We start from the raw sequence: 16,497 nt of genomic DNA, 5'->3' as shown, positions 1-16,497 counted from the left end.
CTTTTTAGGCTTGAACAGCCCTGTGCTTCATTTTGTAATCATTAAAAATGCTTCTTATTTCAGCCTTAGAACGGCGTACAATCTTTCATTTTTTTTGTGCAACAGACCAAAGAGAACCCACTTCCGCGGACTGGACTCGAGCCTGAGCTTGGCGATAAAAACGGAAAAATAACCCTGCAAAAAGAATAGCAAAGACGTCAATCCACCATAAAGAGGAAAAAGATGACCATAGTCCGATCTCAGGTAAGAGCAGTGCTATAGCAGAAGTCAAAGGCATGAGCAGTAAAACAATCACAATCGACAGCAGTACCGTTGGTAAAGCTCGCGCCGCGCCCAGTACAAAGCTAAGTATTAAACTGAAGATAAAAATCGCATAATAGATATACATAAACCATGCATTAATACTGTGTAGCTCAGGACTGAGTACATAGGCCCAGCGCCCGATCAACATACTCATAACAATGCCAAAGACCGTTCCCAAACATGCCCCTATGGTTAAGTTTGCAATGAATTGCACATCTTTACGCTGTGCAGGTGGTGCTAAATTCGGATTTTTTTGTCGCTTTACACGCGATTCAATCCATAGAATATTGCCTGAATAAAATAAAAATGCTCCGCCCAGACCCAAGGCCAAATACAACCAACGGGTAAAATCTCCGCCATAGTTACCAAAGTGCAAACTGAACATCGATCGAATCAGTTGATCTAGACCAGAACTTTGAGTATTTAAATTGGCTGTACTATAAGGTGCAGGCTGATAAGGATTGAAAAACATCACGTCGAAGTTATCACCGCGTAACATCTGATCTGGACTATATAAACTGACGCGTGCCGATGCCTTGGCAGATTGGTCTAGATTGTTAAAGCTTACAGACGAGACCTCATAGCCCAGTGCTTGTTGCTGTACCTGTAAGAGTATTTTTTCAACATCCAGTTGAGGAACTGGATCTACAATCTGCACCGCAGCGGGACGTTCAAACAATGGTTTGCCTTTGGACACCAACTGCCCCAAGCCATCATAAAATAAATCATGAAATGCAAAAACAATCACCGTCACACTAATCAAAATATGAAACGGTAAACTGGTAATGCCAATCACATTGTGTGCATCAAGCCAAAAGCGTTTTTTGTTCTTGCCTTGCCGTATCGCAAAATAGTCTTTGACCAATGTCGGCAAGAGAATGATCAAACCTGTCATTAGCGCCAAAAAATATAAGACCGAAACCACACCCATCACATAAACACCGAGTGTATGATGCCCAAGCATCCCCGGAATGCCTGCCGTTTCGTGCAGTTGTTCAATCAACCAACCCAGTTTGGATAGGTTTTCCTGTTCAACCTGTAAAGTGCCATCTGGTTTCAGTGTCGCTAACATCGCGCTTTGATCGGTATCAAAGTCGTGATCATCATGTGCTTGACTTTGCGCAGGTTGCCACTGAATCGGGGCATAATGGAACTCTTTGGAGTTTAAATTGATCTGGAAACTTTTTTGCGCTTCAGGATACTGCTGCTGTACCTGTGACACCAAATCGTTGTACTGATGGAATTCAACCGTATTTAAACTTTGTTGCGGTGGCGTTGCCCACTTACTCAAATCATGCTGAAACATACTCAGCCCACCTGCAAAAAAGCAAATGAACAAGAGAATGCCTGCGCAAATTCCTACCCACGTATGTAACTCTTTGGCCAGTCGGAGAATATCTGTACGTACCTTCATGCCCTATTCCCCTCTGAGCCAAAACACAAGTGTGTAAGCCACGATATTGAAAAACAGATAAATCACAATGGACTGCCATCCACGTGGAATAAAATAGGCCACGAAAAAGAGTGGTAACCAAATCCACGGAATCGACCACATCCCTAACTGTGGAGCAAGACTACGATACTCAGATTGCAGTCCCCACATCGTGATTAATGCAGCTAAAGCGAAAGCTAGGCTGAGTCCAAGAACTGCTCCTGCAAAGCTTTTCGTCCACCAGTCAGGTTGTATCTTTTGATCGCGTAGTAACCTCATGCGTCAAAGCCCCATGTAATAAAGGAATAAATGGTAGTGCTGACCACAACACCAATGGCATCAGTAACCACATCAACACCGCCACCAGTTTTGGTAATACCGCCAGTAAAAGAACCAATGCCAAAACAAAACCAATCCACCCGACCCAACGATACTTTTTCGCCACAGCCTGTTTAAGAACCGTTTGGTTAGGATGGGTCAAATACAGCAGCACACAACCACCACAGCACAGGAGTAAACCGAGAAATTTCATCATTGCGTTCAACTTAAATGAGACAGCATTCAGACATAAAAAAGCCCACTGCATCGCAATGGGCTGATCATAAAAATTAGAAATCGAAAGTGACGCCAAGTTTATAGGTACGTGCACCACCAACCGTTGCATAGTAAGAGTTGAACACACCTTCCCAGTATTTTTTATTAGTCACGTTATCTACATTGGCTAAGAAAGTCGTGTTTACACCACCCAGTTTTGTTTTATAGCGCGCACCAACATCAAGAATAGTATAGTCAGGAAGTTTATAGGTATTCAAACTATCTAAATATTGTTCACTAACATAGTTAGCCCGAGCATTAACATTTAAACCATCTACCACAGGTACGGCATAATCCAAACCTAATGAGGCAGTAAAGTCTGGTACACCATAAATCGTATTGCCTGAAATATCAGTGGTGCTTGTAGAACCTTTTGTATATTCAGCATCAATATAAGCCATGCTTCCCAGTAGACTTAAGTCCTCTGTCAAACTCCCTGAGAAGGACCATTCAATACCACGTGATCGACTTTCCCCACCATCTTCAGTGATCTGTGTATTACCATTAAACGCTGTCGCCAAAGCTGTTGTGATCAGAGTCGGTTTTTCAATTTGATAAAGTGCCAAGCTATTTAACCAAGAACCAGCTTGATACTTTGTCCCCACTTCATATTGCTTCGTTTCGTAAGGCTTAAACAGTTTTCCTTCATTCACATCCGCGGTAGAAGTTACTGAGTCTGCTTTTGATAAACCTTCAACATAACTTGCATAAAAAGATAAATTTTCTCCAAACGGTTTGATTACGATGCCTAAACTTGGTGAAAGCTTATTTTCATCGTATTTCACATCTGTAGTGAGACTTTCCAACTGCATATCTTGATAACGAGCACCCAAAATCAACTGAAATTTGTCATCCAACATTGAAATTTGATCCGTCAAGGTATAACTCATGAATTTATCATCTTCATAAGGTACAACTGTTGGATAGGTCGTTGGCATTGTCCCGTTCGAGTTAGGATTATAAAGATTCGTTGTAAATGATGAACTGGTCGCACGAGAGTGTTGATCGTATTCACGATGCACATAATCTGCACGTAACCCAAGGGTATGTTTAATGGCACCTGTATTGAATTTAGTTTCAATACCCGTATTACCACTTAGGTTATTTTCTTTAGATGCGACTCGATAGTACTGCGAAGTTGCATCACCTGTACTGTTCTGCAAGATCATACGCGTACCAAAAATATGCCCCGAATAACCTTTTTCAACATAACCCACACCTGCAAAAACTTTGGTATCAGGGGTGAGTTTATATTCACCATTTAAGCCCGCATAACGGCTATAGGTTTCCCCATGAATTTGATCAAAGTAATTATTATCACCCTTTGGTGCAGCAACTACGCCTGTTTTTTGCATAGAGACCATTGCAGGTGAACCATTATCACGGTTTTCACGAATGGCATAAGCATCAAAGTTTAGTTTTAATTTATCGGTCGTATAGTCCGCTGCAATCGAACCCAGTGCTAAACGGTCATCCATACCTTCAATAAGATGCTCACCGTCTCCATATGTGCCGTTTACACGAACGCCAAATTGTTTTTGGTCACCAAAACGACGAGAAACATCTACATTGGTTTTATAATAACTCTCATCTTCTAATGACGTCGAAATACGTGTTAGATCTTGGTCGGCACGTTTAGAATTCGCAATCACTACTCCGCCAACGCTTCCTGCTGGTGCCATACCTGCAACCAAAGCATTCGGTCCTTTCAATACTGTCACCGATTCTAGTAAATCTGTTGGTACACGTCCCATAGGAGCTACAGCGTATAACCCGTTATAAGCCATATCATCATAGCCGACACTAAAACCACGAATTTGGAAGTTTTCGTTTAAATGACCTTGATTGGTCGTCGCACGAATACTGGCATCATTTTCTAAAACCTCCCCCACTGTCGATGCTTGTTGATCACGAATCAGTTGCTCTGTATAAGTAGAAACCGTAAATGGTGTATCAATCGCTGACTTATTCCCTAAAGCACCCAAGTTAGCCGTCTTCGCCAATTTACCATCGGCATAGCCTTGTTGTGATTGCGCTTCTGATTTTAAGGCAGGTAAAACTGAAACCTCCTCTGCAAAAGCAAGCTGTAAACAGCCTCCACCCATCATCAAAAGCCCAACAGAGCTTGCAAGAATTTTCTTAGAGAAGGATTTCATTTTAAACAACACTTATTTTTTAATGAGAATCATTATTATATGTAAAATAATTATCATTATTTATTGTATTTTATCATTTGACTTATCTATCTGATCTAAAATACAAATTTAAGCTTACTGCGAAAAAATACGTTTTACTCGCTCATTTTCAATACAGTGTGGTGCAATATTATAAAATGACGCATAAGTCAGACACCTGTTCACCCCATAAGCAAAGACTTTCATGGCATTCACGTTTACACTAAGCCAATACTTAAAACAACAATGGGTAATCTATGACAAACTTAGCAACACAAGCACCGGTACTGGTTACAGGTGCATCGGGTTATATTGCCAGTTGGGTGATTCAAAAATTATTAACCCAAGGGTATACCGTTCATGCCACTGTACGTGACTTGAACAAAACCCAAAGCTTCGCGCATTTATCTAAAATTGCAGACAGCAGTGCTGGAACACTGAAACTCTTTAAAGCCAATTTGCTCGAGCCCAACTCCTTTAAAGAAGCGATGCAAGGTTGTGAAATTGTCTTTCATATGGCCTCTCCTTTCGTCGTTACTAACTATAAAGATGCGGTGAAAGACATCATTGAACCTGCTGTTTTGGGTACAGAAAATGTCTTAAACACCGTCAATGAAACCGAGTCTGTTAAACGCGTTATTGTCACTTCGAGTATTGCGTCGACCTATGGCGATGCCATTGATATTTTAAAAACGGACCACAATACTTTTGATGAAAGTCACTGGAACACCAGCAGTTCTGAGACCCATCAGCCTTATCCATATTCTAAAGTAATGGCTGAGCGTAAAGCTTGGGAAATGGCTGAGGCACAAGATCGTTGGCAGTTGGTATGCATTAACCCTGCGTTGGTCTTTGGTCGTTCATTGACACCAAATACACAGTCAGGCTCAATTGAGGTCTTACAACAGTTTACCAATGGTTTGACTTTAGCTGGTGTCCCACCTATGTGGAATGGTGTGGTCGATGTTCAAGATGTTGCTGAAGCACACTTACAAGCAGCATTCAACCTAGAAGCAACGGGTCGTTACATCGTAAGTGGTGGAACTTTAAGTCTGCTTGAAATCGGTCAATTGCTTAAAGCACATTTTGGTTGGAAGTTTCCATTTCCACGAAATGAACTGCCCAAAGCAGCCTTTAAGGTGATTGGTCCATTCATTGGTTTTAGCCGCGAGTTTGTTGAGCTGAATATGGGTTATCCAATTTATTTTGATGCGAACAAGAGCCAAAAAGAATTGGGTTTAGAGTACCGAGATGTCAAAGAAAGCCTCGTTGAGCACTTCCAACAATTGCTCGATGACGGTGTCATTAAGCAATATATTCCCTGAAATAAACAACCTAAGTTTGACTTAAATATTCCTCCAGCTCATTGAAAAGCAATGATCTTGGCGGAGTCTTATCAAGTTCTCACCCCATTTCATCATTAGCCTGCAGCTGGCCCTACTTTTGTTTCGGCAAAAGTAGGCAAAACCATTGTCATCTGCAAAACCTGTTCTCTTTTTGATGTATCAGAAATATGTCGCAGAAACATTATCTTACTTACACCACGCAGGTTGCAGATGACGTGCCCAAGTATCATATTTCTGATTTAACCTGAGTCAACAATCTAAACGTCTAATTGACCATAATCTTTCATCAGTTGAATAAACTCAGCTTCATTGATCACAGCAATACCAAGCTTCTCCGCTTTATCCAGCTTTGAGCCTGCTTTTTCACCTGCAACAACACACTTGGTTTTACTCGACACACTACCACTCACACGTGCGCCCAATGCTTGTAGGAGCTGTGTTGCTTCATCACGCCCCATCGTACTGAGTGTGCCAGTCACGACCCAACTTTCGCCATTTAGAGGTTGACGACTTGGTGCCACAGGTGCGTCCCAGTGAATACCTGCCGCCAATAATCGGTCTAAAACTTCAAGATTATGCGGCGCTTGGAAAAAGTCGACAATCCACTCCGCCGTGATATCCCCCACATCTGGAGTTTTCTTTAAAGCTTCAATGTCTGCGACACGTAGCGCATCTAAAGTTTGGAAAGTATTGGCCAACATACGTGCTGTGGTTTCACCCACTCCACGAATCCCCAGTGCATAAATAAATGCAGCCAAAGTGGTTTTCTTACTATTTTCAATCGAATCAATCAAGTTATGAACGGACTTCTCACCCATTTTTTCAATGGTTAATAGCTTTTCTCGGTGCTCATGTAGATGATAAATATCAGCCACATCTTTAAGCAAATCAAGATGTAACAGTGATTCGACCCAACGATCCCCCAAACCTTCAATATCAAGAGCTTTACGTGACACGAAGTGGCGAATTGCTTCAATACGCTGTGCGGCACAATACAAACCACCTGAGCAACGTGCTAAAGCTTCACCTTCGGGCATCACCACTGGCGATTCACACACGGGACATTGGCTCGGGAGTTCAACTTCAGTCGCATCCACAGGACGGAACTCAGGCCATACTTTTTCCACTTTTGGAATTACATCACCACTACGGTAAACACTGACAGTATCGCCAATTCGCACATCTAGGCGGTGAATTTCCCCAATATTATGCAAGGTCACATTTGAAACAGTCACGCCGCCCACAGCAACAGGATTCAAACGCGCCACAGGTGTGAGTGTACCTGTACGCCCCACTTGCCAGTCAATATTTTCAACCGTGGTAAGCGCAGCCACTGCAGGGAATTTATAAGCCGTTGCCCAACGTGGTTCTCGGCTTAAAAAGCCGAGCTGTTGCTGTTGTTTGAGGCTGTTGACCTTAATCACCATGCCGTCAATTTCCACACTCAATTGTGGTCGTTCCGCATTGATTTGCTCATAAACGGCTTGAACTTCTTGAATACTATCGCAGACAAAATGACGCTCTCCAACCGCAAAACCAAACTGTTGCAACCACTCTAGACTTTCCGACATGGTGCTTTGACCATGGTTCGGTTCACACTGTGCAATACCATAAGCATAAAATGCGAGTGGACGCGAAGCCGCAATATTCGGGTCTAACTGACGTAAACTTCCCGCTGCGGCATTACGTGGGTTGGCAAAAGTCTTCTCACCTTTGGCTTCATTTTCTGCATTGAGCTTTTCAAAACCTGCTTTAGGCATCAAAACTTCGCCACGAACTTCCAGTAGCGTAGGTACTTCACCCTGATCTGTACTCAACACCTTCGGCAAGTTCCGAATGGTTTTGACGTTTTGAGTAATGTCTTCCCCTGTCTCACCATCACCACGCGTCACCCCACGCACCAGCACACCTTGTTCATACCACAGTGAGATGGCAAGACCATCAAACTTCAGTTCGACATCATATTGAATCGTTTGATTCGGCAAACGTTCTTCTGCTCGGCGTGCAAAGGCAAACAGTTCGTCTTGATTAAACACATTGCCTAAAGACAGCATCGGTACCACATGGGTCACGCTCGTAAACTTCGCCAAAGGTTTAGCACCGACTTTATTGATCGGGCTATCTGGCTGAATACACTCAGGGTATTGTTCTTCTAAAGCTTTCAACTGATGAAAAAGCTGATCATATTCACTGTCTAAAATGGTCGGCTGATCCATCACATAATAAGCATGATTATGCTGTGCCAAAATTTGGATCAGTTGACGCATTTGCGCAACGACAGTCGAAGGTTGAGTCATAATTTCACCATAAAAAAGGGCGGTCTTTGTTCCGCCCTAAAAATTGTATTTCTACTGTCTATTATAGAAATCGTTACCGCTGCTTTCAATCAGATTAAGCATCGATTGCTTGTCCAGCACGGTAATCAATCGCCAAGTGGCGCCAATGCTCACGCAGTTGTGGCGTGAACTCTTGGTTATTTTGATCATAAACCGTTCCATCGATTTCACGGGCAATTAAACGTGAAATACTGTCCATGGTGTCAAAGGCATTTTGCACGTCACGGTGTGGTAAGGCCAAGAAAAATGCCAAGCCTTTAATTGGATCGGTTGACAGATTTTCCAAGTCAAAACCATCCATACCTGTATCGGTAATTTGCAACACAGAGAACAGTAACTTGGTTCCATCTTCGTTATAGCGATGGAAACAAGACATTTCACCAAAACGTAAACCATACTTCATTAAAACTTTTAAAGTTTTCTCACCAGACAACGCGCGACGCTCAGGATAAACATTCAAGGCAATAAACGACTCTGCTGTGGCTAAGGCACTTTCATCATCGACAATTTTCTGCTCATACAAATGTGCATCTAAAATGCTGCTTTCATCGTCAAACTCTGAAATTTCAGCTTTTTCGACGTTGGCATTTAAACTAAATTCAGCTTTATCCGCTTTTGCTTGGTCATCAACAAGCGAGGAGCTTGCACTTTCAGTCGTTAATTCCGTTGCATCTGCTACAGCATTTTCAGGAGCGACTAAGTCTACTGCTTTATTTTCTACCTCAGCTGACGCATCCAAACTTGGTTCAGTACTGCTGCTTTCGAGCACACTGTCTGCATCCAAAGCTTTCGGTTCGGCTTTTTCAGACAGTGTCTCTTCTACAGAGTTTTCGTTTAAAGTCGGCTCTTTACGTTCAGCCTCTTCAACTGATGCCGTTTGCAGTTGATCACGTACGTGACGCGGGATAATCGGTTTTTGACTGTCCGCATCGATATGCAATGCGGACTCAAGTGAAGGCGCTGCATCTGCCGGCTTTCGAAAAATCATTCGAACCCCAAACAGCATAATGATCACTGCTATGACGATACCAATAATTGTTGTGTATTCCATCTTATTAGGCCTCCGCGACTAAACCGTATTCTTTTGCCTGTTCTAAATTTACAGTCACTAATTTTGATGTTCCCGGTTCAGGCATCGTAACACCTAACAAGTCGGTCGCCATCGTCATTGCGAGTTTATTATGGGTAATGTAAATGAATTGCACCTGTTCAGAAAGCTCTTTTACAAGATTACAAAATCTTCCCACGTTCGCATCATCCAAAGGCGCATCAACTTCATCCAAAACACAAAATGGTGATGGATTGAGACGGAAAATCGCAAACACCAAGGCCAATGCCGTCAGGGCTTTTTCTCCCCCTGAAAGTAGCGCCAATGAACTATTGCGTTTGCCTGGCGGACGGGCCATGAGTTTAACTCCAGATTGCCAGTCATCTTCCAAAGTCAGACTCGCTTCACCGCCATTGAAAACTTTCGGGAACAGATCTTGTAGTTCGGTATTGACCCGATCAAAAGTGCTCATGAACAGTTTACGGGTCTCTTGATCAATACTTTTCATTGCAGCACGCAACTGCTCAACGGTATTTTCCAAATCTTGAATTTGATGACTCAACTCTTCAAAACGTTTTGATACTTCTTCATATTCTTCTGAAGCCGCCAAATTGACGGCGCCCAATTTCTCAAACTGCTGCTGCGCTTTTTCCAGAGTCTGTTGATGACTGCTGATCTCAATGCTCAAACCCTCAACAGGTTCAACATTCATTTCTTTCAGCTGTTCAGAATAATGTTGTAAGTCTGACTTTGCGGCTTGCCACGCCAAACGTTTCTCTTCTAACTGGGTTCTCAGCTTTTCATCTTGTTGTTGCTGTTGATGACGGTGTTCGGTCAAACTTTGCTGACGTTCTTGCACCGCATTCAGCTCAACTTGCCATTCAGACCATGTTTTTTGCAGCTTTTCAGTGATCTGTGCTTGTTCGCTGAACTGGCTTTCTAAGGCAGGCAGCTCAAGTTGTACAGGATCAATAAACTTTTTGGCCTGCTCCATCTGCGACAAAATTTGCTGATACTGCGCTTTTAAGAAAGTACTGTCTTTTTCTAACAGTTCAATCTGCTGTGTGGTTTGCACCGCCTGACGACGCACCATTTCAAGTGCTTGCCAAACCTGCTGCGCCTGCTGCTGGCTATCATCCAGTTGCTCAGTCAAAGACTCCACTTGGAACTGCATGGTTTTGTAGTTCGGTAAGTTTTGCTCTAGCTTAATATTCAATGCATGCAGATCAATCTCCAGATCATCTTTTTGCATGGCATCTTCTTCAAGCTGACTGTCTAGCTGCGCCAGTTGATTGGCCAATTGTTGCTTTTGCACTTCAAAGGCTTGGTTGGTACTTTGCACTTTGGCAATATTCAAATCAATCTGCTGCGTTGCTTGAACTTCTTTTTTCAACAGTTGTTGATCCGCTTTTAACTGCTCATCCACCGCTTGGACTTGAGTACGAAGCTCTGTGGTTTTCGTTTCAAGCTGAGTCAGAAGTCCTATTTTTTCAGCAAGACTCTGCTCAATTTCATCTAAACGAATTCGATGACTTAGCGCACCCTGTCCAGCTTGGCTCGCTTCGTCATAATCCAAACCAATCACCCAGTCCACGCCGACATGGTAACCGTCTAAACTCAGAAGAGACTGACCATCTTTCAATTGCTTTTGCAGCGCTAAGGCTTGTTTTAAGTTGGTGGTCACACCCACCTGCTGCCACAAAGAAGATTGCGGTGATTCAATCCAACTGGCTAGGCTATCGCAACCTGCAATTTCGATCAGTTCAACATGCGGCTGAGGCGTTAACTGACGTGCAACGGCATCGGTGAATGCGTCGCTGTTGTCCAAACAATGCGCTGAAAGCCATTTGGCTAAGAATTTTTCGACCAGCGCGGCATGGGTTTTAGCCGCATCTTTAAGCTTCAGCACATGCATCAACTGTGGATGATCACTATTTTTTAAGGCACTCACTTTGACCAAAAGCTGCTTAAGATGCTTCTGTTCGGCACTTAAGACCTGTATATCTGCTTTGTGCTGATTCAGCTCAGTTTGAGCAGCTTGGTGTTGGATACGCAAATCATCCAGCTGCAACTGCACCTCAATGATACTTTGCTCACGTTGTAACTGCTGTGTCTCGGCGTCTTGCTTGGCATGTAACAGTTGATCTATCATATCCAACTGGCTTTGGTTTTGAATTTGCGCTGCTTGCTGCTCTAAAATCTGCTTTTGTTGTTCAAAGCGTAAAATGTTTTTGGCCAACTGTTCACTTTGTGCCAACATTTGCGTTTTTTGTTGCTGCTGTTTTTCAACCAAACTTTTGACTTGTTCAAACTGTTGAAGCAACTGTTGCTGCTGTGCTTTTAAGTCCGTTAAACCTTGGCTTTGCTGTTGGTTTTGACTTTCTTGCTGTTGTAACTGTTCGGTATGAAGCTCATTTTGTTCGTGCAAACTTTCCAGTTGCAGTTCGATCAGTTGCATACGCTCTTTGGTTTGCGCCTTCTGCTGTTCAAGCTGTACCAAAGTGGTCGTGTTTTGCTGGAACAGTGTCTGCTTTTGTTCCAAAGTCATTTTCAGCTCAGCCAGCTTTTTCTCTGCCTGTTGCCACTCACTCTGTAATGGCGTGGACTGCTGAATCAGGCGTTGAAATAGTTCACTGGTCGAAGTCAAATCATGCTCTAAAGTGGTTAACTCTGAACGCACCAACTTGAACTGATCGCCCAAATCATTCATGTGCAGCGTATATTCTTGCTGTAAACGGCTGCTTTGTTCACATTGAAAAGACAAGACTTCGACTTTAATGGTGCGAATTTGGCTTTCCAGTGTTTTGTATTGAATCGCGGTTTCAGCCTGACGTTTTAAAGTTTTTAACTGTGATCTTAATTCAGAGGCAATATCTTCTAAACGCGATAAATTTTGCGTGGTGTGATCCAAATGCAATAAAGTTTCACGGCGACGTGCTTGATAACGCGAAACCCCTGCGGCTTCCTCAATAAAAACCCGCATTTCTTCAGGTTTTGCATCGACCAAACGGTTGATCATGCCCTGTTCAATAATCGAATAAGAACGAGGACCTAAACCTGTGCCCAAGAATATATCGGTAATGTCCCGACGACGGCATTTGGTGCCATTTAAAAAGTATTCAGACTTACCATCTCGGTTAACCTGACGTTTGACCGCCAGTTCGGTATAGGCATTATAGCTACCGCCTAACTTGCCATAAGTGTTGTCAAAACGCAGTTCTACACTGGCGACACTGACGGGTTTGCGCTTTGCCGTACCTGTAAAAATGACATCCTGCATACTACCACCACGCAGTTGGCGAGCACTGGATTCGCCCATGACCCAGCGAATAGCATCGATCACATTGGATTTACCACAACCGTTCGGCCCAACGACTGCTGTGCGGTTATCTTTAAAGTGTAATGTAGTACTGTCGGCAAAAGATTTGAAGCCGGAAAGTTTTAAACTGCTTAAACGCATAATGTCCTGACTAACGTCGTGAGCGTCTCGCCCACGCAAGTTCAATTTGTTTCATTCGGGTCAGAGATTCCAACACCAAGTTACGTAAGTGTCGACAAAAATCTTCCATAAATAAAGTAGCTTGTTGTGATTTTCTGATTAAAACAGCATCAGTCACCAGTTTAAATAAATCATAAGATTCTTGTAACTCTCTACGCGAAGTATTTAAGGTTAAAAAATAGCTCCGACGTATCGAGGGCAACAGTTCTTGGTAAAACTTCATCAAATAAGCATTGCCCACCATTTCATGCTGACGTGCCAATCCTTCAAAAATCAAATCATAAAATTTTTCGATACTGCCCTGTTTCAGCTGATTCCCCAACTCATCCAATAACAGCTGTAAACGTTCCGCTTCATAGCTACGCCATGTTTCCGCAATGCGTTGCACAATTTGCCCCAACAGCAGACTGCTGGTGTCAAACAAGGCGCGCACTTGTTGAGCCGACATTTCAGAAACGATAGCACCACGGCGCGGGTAGATTTCAATCAGATGTGTGCGTTCAAGAAGTAACAAAGCCTCACGCACCGAGCCGCGACTCACATCCAGTTCAGCGGCAATACGTAATTCTTGTATGCGCTCACCTTCGACCAACTCACCACGAATGATTTGTTCACTGATGTGCTTGGCAATTTGTTCGGACAAACTCTCTGTATCATGTGCTTGCATACTGTTCCTAACTTGTTTTTATAAGATGCAATCCATGGTCTTTAGTGACCTATTTTTAGGTTTTACCCGATCTTAAATGCTAAACACTATGTCATTGTCTAACAATTTTACCGTCTATAATGCCAATCAACAGCAACGCACACAATATTATCAAAGAAATTAAGAACTAAAACCTTGATAAATAAAATATAAACCAACAACCACCAACAAACCTGCAAAACACTTTTTCAACATCGCAGGCGATAAAAGATGCGCCACTTTCGCACCAAACTTCGCGGTAATAAAACTCATGACCGCAATCCCGAAAAAGGCATAGACATGAATATAACCAATGGTATTCGGTACATTTACTTCAGCTTGGTGCCCAAACCACATAAAACCTAAAGCTCCAGCCACTGCAATTGGTAAGCCACAAGCCGCAGACGTCGCTACTGCTTTTTGCATAACCACACCATGACGGTTTAAGTACGGCACCGTCAAACTTCCCCCACCAATACCAAAGATCGTAGAAGCGACACCAATGCCTGCACCGACAAATAACTGTTTGCCTGTAGACGGCAACTGACGCGATGGATCGACCTTAACATGTGCGCCACTAAACATTTTGTACGCCACCCACACCGCAAAAAAACCGATCAGCAGTTGTAAACAATGTCCCGACATATAGTCTGCAATGCACGCACCTAAAAAAGCACCCATAACTAGACCTGGGGCCAAATTGCGAAACACAGACCACAACACGGCTCCACGTTTATGATGCGCACTCACGGAACTCATTGAAGTGACAATAATGGTCGCCAGTGATGTGCCAACCGCCATGTGCATAATGACACTCGGGTCATAGTTCAGGTGAGTAAACACCACATATAAAATCGGGATGATAATGAGTCCACCACCGACCCCAAATAGCCCCGCAGCAAAACCAGCGATTGCGCCAATCAGTAAATATATGATTAACTCCATGATCATTTTTCACTTTTCTCAGATTCATATGGATTTAGAGACACGCCAATTACAACAGCTTCTCGCTGAAGCACAGCAACTTCCTGAAGTTTTATTGCTTAAGCCAGTTACCACATCCACCAATGATGATGTGCGTGAAATTGCGCAAAAAGGGATTCAGAGCGTTTTGGTCTGCAGTACACGACAAACTCAAGGTCGTGGACAGCGTCAACGACAATGGGTTTCTCCTGAAGGAAACATCTATTTAAGCACATTGCTACAAACCAAAACACCTATAGATGGGCGCTTGGCTTTAGAAATTGCATTAAATATCTTGCAAATGCCGAGTTTGCAAGGCCTTGTTCTGCAAGTGAAATGGCCGAATGACCTGTATAGTGTCCAAGGTAAATGGGGCGGAATTTTAGTTGAACCACTGTCAAGCCACCAAGCTATTATTGGGGTGGGCATCAATATCAACCAAGTCGAAGATACCCAACTTGACCAAGCCACCAGCTCACTTGAACAGCTAGGTTTAGCCCAAGCAGATCGAATTCGCTTAATGGCGGAACTGTATCTGGCGATTCAACAGGCAGGCCTATGGTTCACCCATAACAGTGCGAATTTGGCTTCTCGTTTCAATCATTACGCAGCATTTATGCGGCAACAGGTCGAATTTGAACATATGAAAGGCCTGTCTCAAGGCATCTTCTTAGGGATTCAAGATGATGGTGCGGTACAAATTCAGACCGTCAATGGTGTGGAAAGCTTTTATCAAGGCCGTTTACGCCCAATGATTCCTGTTTAAATGATTGAGCATCATCATGAAAAATTTATGGTTAGATATTGGTAATACTCGTCTGAAGTATTGGATTACGCAGGAAGATCAAATTTTGGAACAAGGGGCTGAGTTACATTTACAGTCCCCTGCCGATTTACTTTTAGGTCTAATTCAGCATTTTAAAAACTTAAACATCCAACAGATTGGCGTTTCTTCGGTTCAGGACAAAAAAAATAATGACCGAATCCGTAGACTTTTAAAAAGTTTAAATGTACCGATCACCTTTGCCCAAGTACAGGCCAACTATGCAGGCCTACAGTGTGGTTATGAACAGCCTGAACAACTCGGAATTGACCGTTGGTTGCAAGTGTTGGCTGTCGCACGTAATCCAGAGCAGAACTATTGTGTGATTAGCTGTGGCACGGCGCTGACCATCGACTTGGCAGATGGTTTACAGCATTTGGGCGGCTATATTTTACCAAATCTCTACTTACAACGAGACTCGCTGATCCAAAACACCAAAGGCATTAAAATTCCAGATGCTGCTTTTGATGAACTTGGGCCTGGTCGAAATACCATCGACGCAGTGCATCATGGGATTTTGCTCGGTTTGGTCAGTACCATTGAAAAAGTCTTGCAACAGTCTCCACGCCAACTGATTTTAACTGGCGGTGATGCGCCTGTATTTGCGCGTTATTTGGCAGAGTATGCACCATGCATTGAAAATGATTTATTACTTAAAGGGCTACAATATTATATTCAGCATCAACCCTGAGCCACCGCCTGCTGTTGTAAAAGGGGTTTTAAGGTATTGAGCAGTAGCTCAAATTCAGCATAGCCATTTTCACGCATAAAATGCCCTGCACGTTTCACCTCCAGTACCTCTGCACTCAAGAAGTGCCCAAAGGTAAGGGCCAAAGGCGGTGGAACATAAGGGTCATTATTGGAAAACATCACCACACGTGAAGCGATGTGAGAGTGGAGTATACCGCTGTCCAACTTCGCTTGCGCAATAAAGCCACTTAACTCAGGTAAGCTTTTTAAAGCCGCTTTAAAGCCCGCAATACAAAAGATCGCTTTGATTCGACGTTCACGCAGTTTACTACTGAGATAATGTAAAGTCGCCAGACACCCCAAACTATGCGCAATGATGATGGTATGTTCATCCAAAGCGGTCATTTGCAGGGCTAAAGCCTGCTGCCACTCTTCGAAATGTGGTGCATCGCTGTGCGGGAGCACTAAGCGTTTTACTTCAGCATGCGGATCCATCTGACTGAGTTTTTGACTTAGCCACGGAAACCAATGGTCATTGGGCGATGCTTGATAGCCATGCACAATATAGATATGTTGTTTTGATCCATTCATTTTCAACTTCTTA

General features: G+C 43.2%; 13 protein-coding genes. 3 read left to right on the top strand and 10 right to left on the bottom strand.

The features are described 5' to 3' along the window. Positions 1 to 85: 85 nt before the first annotated feature. The 4 genes from GVX98_RS03340 to GVX98_RS03325 all read right to left on the bottom strand — a co-directional run bounded on the left by GVX98_RS03340 (position 86) and on the right by GVX98_RS03325 (position 4,485). On the bottom strand, positions 86 to 1,717 hold the full coding sequence (locus tag GVX98_RS03340; RefSeq protein WP_159127254.1) for a PepSY domain-containing protein: 1,632 nt from the start codon (positions 1,715 to 1,717) through the stop codon (positions 86 to 88). 3 nt (positions 1,718 to 1,720) lie between these two features. Further along, positions 1,721 to 2,014, bottom strand: a complete 294-nt coding sequence (locus tag GVX98_RS03335; RefSeq protein ID WP_004983007.1) for a hypothetical protein — start codon at positions 2,012 to 2,014, stop codon at positions 1,721 to 1,723. Further along, positions 1,980 to 2,270, bottom strand: a complete 291-nt coding sequence (locus GVX98_RS03330; protein WP_155118246.1) for a hypothetical protein — start codon at positions 2,268 to 2,270, stop codon at positions 1,980 to 1,982. Before GVX98_RS03330 ends, GVX98_RS03335 begins: the two co-directional genes overlap by 35 nt. A 73-nt stretch (positions 2,271 to 2,343) precedes the next feature. Continuing rightward, entirely contained in the window at positions 2,344 to 4,485 is a 2,142-nt protein-coding gene (locus tag GVX98_RS03325; RefSeq protein ID WP_159127253.1) for a TonB-dependent siderophore receptor, read from the bottom strand. Positions 4,486 to 4,760: 275 nt separating this feature from the next. Here GVX98_RS03325 and GVX98_RS03320 point away from each other — a divergent pair, with 275 nt between their 5' ends. After that, complete coding sequence (locus GVX98_RS03320) at positions 4,761 to 5,828, top strand: aldehyde reductase (protein ID WP_004983016.1); 1,068 nt, start codon at positions 4,761 to 4,763, stop codon at positions 5,826 to 5,828. A 278-nt stretch (positions 5,829 to 6,106) separates the two neighbouring features. Here the strand turns inward: GVX98_RS03320 and ligA are convergent, their stop codons facing one another. The 5 genes from ligA to GVX98_RS03295 form a co-directional block, all read right to left on the bottom strand. Beyond that, a complete protein-coding gene (ligA, locus tag GVX98_RS03315) occupies positions 6,107 to 8,146 on the bottom strand; it encodes an NAD-dependent DNA ligase LigA (protein ID WP_159127252.1) in 2,040 nt (679 codons plus the stop codon). A gap of 94 nt (positions 8,147 to 8,240) precedes the next feature. Beyond that, entirely contained in the window at positions 8,241 to 9,236 is a 996-nt protein-coding gene (locus GVX98_RS03310; RefSeq protein WP_078426127.1) for a cell division protein ZipA C-terminal FtsZ-binding domain-containing protein, read from the bottom strand. 4 nt (positions 9,237 to 9,240) lie between these two features. Beyond that, positions 9,241 to 12,693, bottom strand: a complete 3,453-nt coding sequence (gene smc / locus GVX98_RS03305) for a chromosome segregation protein SMC (protein ID WP_159127948.1) — start codon at positions 12,691 to 12,693, stop codon at positions 9,241 to 9,243. Positions 12,694 to 12,703: 10 nt separating this feature from the next. Further along, on the bottom strand, positions 12,704 to 13,399 hold the full coding sequence (locus GVX98_RS03300; protein ID WP_004983028.1) for a GntR family transcriptional regulator: 696 nt from the start codon (positions 13,397 to 13,399) through the stop codon (positions 12,704 to 12,706). Positions 13,400 to 13,558: 159 nt separating this feature from the next. Continuing rightward, entirely contained in the window at positions 13,559 to 14,362 is an 804-nt protein-coding gene (locus tag GVX98_RS03295) for a sulfite exporter TauE/SafE family protein (RefSeq protein ID WP_159127251.1), read from the bottom strand. Positions 14,363 to 14,390: 28 nt separating this feature from the next. Between GVX98_RS03295 and GVX98_RS03290 the strand changes: the two genes are divergently transcribed. Further along, positions 14,391 to 15,146, top strand: a complete 756-nt coding sequence (locus GVX98_RS03290) for a biotin--[acetyl-CoA-carboxylase] ligase (RefSeq protein WP_159127947.1) — start codon at positions 14,391 to 14,393, stop codon at positions 15,144 to 15,146. Between the two features lie 16 nt (positions 15,147 to 15,162). Continuing rightward, positions 15,163 to 15,894, top strand: a complete 732-nt coding sequence (locus GVX98_RS03285; RefSeq protein ID WP_151835768.1) for a type III pantothenate kinase — start codon at positions 15,163 to 15,165, stop codon at positions 15,892 to 15,894. On the opposite strand, the gene GVX98_RS03280 is transcribed toward GVX98_RS03285, so the two are convergent. Next, entirely contained in the window at positions 15,885 to 16,484 is a 600-nt protein-coding gene (locus GVX98_RS03280) for an alpha/beta hydrolase (RefSeq protein ID WP_159127250.1), read from the bottom strand. The two genes, GVX98_RS03285 and GVX98_RS03280, sit on opposite strands and share 10 nt — an antisense overlap. Positions 16,485 to 16,497: the final 13 nt, after the last annotated feature.

It is taken from the genome of Acinetobacter sp. 8I-beige, from assembly GCF_902505955.1.
Classification (GTDB): domain Bacteria; phylum Pseudomonadota; class Gammaproteobacteria; order Pseudomonadales; family Moraxellaceae; genus Acinetobacter; species Acinetobacter johnsonii.
This window is presented reverse-complemented; position numbering and strand designations above follow the sequence as displayed.

Coding starts and splice junctions, on each gene's coding strand:
- GVX98_RS03340 (WP_159127254.1), bottom strand. CDS start 1,717: ATGAAGGTACGTACAGATATTCTCCGACTGGCCAAAGAGTTACATACG.
- GVX98_RS03335 (WP_004983007.1), bottom strand. CDS start 2,014: ATGAGGTTACTACGCGATCAAAAGATACAACCTGACTGGTGGACGAAA.
- GVX98_RS03330 (WP_155118246.1), bottom strand. CDS start 2,270: ATGATGAAATTTCTCGGTTTACTCCTGTGCTGTGGTGGTTGTGTGCTG.
- GVX98_RS03325 (WP_159127253.1), bottom strand. CDS start 4,485: ATGAAATCCTTCTCTAAGAAAATTCTTGCAAGCTCTGTTGGGCTTTTG.
- GVX98_RS03320 (WP_004983016.1), top strand. CDS start 4,761: ATGACAAACTTAGCAACACAAGCACCGGTACTGGTTACAGGTGCATCG.
- ligA (WP_159127252.1), bottom strand. CDS start 8,146: ATGACTCAACCTTCGACTGTCGTTGCGCAAATGCGTCAACTGATCCAA.
- GVX98_RS03310 (WP_078426127.1), bottom strand. CDS start 9,236: ATGGAATACACAACAATTATTGGTATCGTCATAGCAGTGATCATTATG.
- smc (WP_159127948.1), bottom strand. CDS start 12,693: ATGCGTTTAAGCAGTTTAAAACTTTCCGGCTTCAAATCTTTTGCCGAC.
- GVX98_RS03300 (WP_004983028.1), bottom strand. CDS start 13,399: ATGCAAGCACATGATACAGAGAGTTTGTCCGAACAAATTGCCAAGCAC.
- GVX98_RS03295 (WP_159127251.1), bottom strand. CDS start 14,362: ATGGAGTTAATCATATATTTACTGATTGGCGCAATCGCTGGTTTTGCT.
- GVX98_RS03290 (WP_159127947.1), top strand. CDS start 14,391: ATGGATTTAGAGACACGCCAATTACAACAGCTTCTCGCTGAAGCACAG.
- GVX98_RS03285 (WP_151835768.1), top strand. CDS start 15,163: ATGAAAAATTTATGGTTAGATATTGGTAATACTCGTCTGAAGTATTGG.
- GVX98_RS03280 (WP_159127250.1), bottom strand. CDS start 16,484: ATGAATGGATCAAAACAACATATCTATATTGTGCATGGCTATCAAGCA.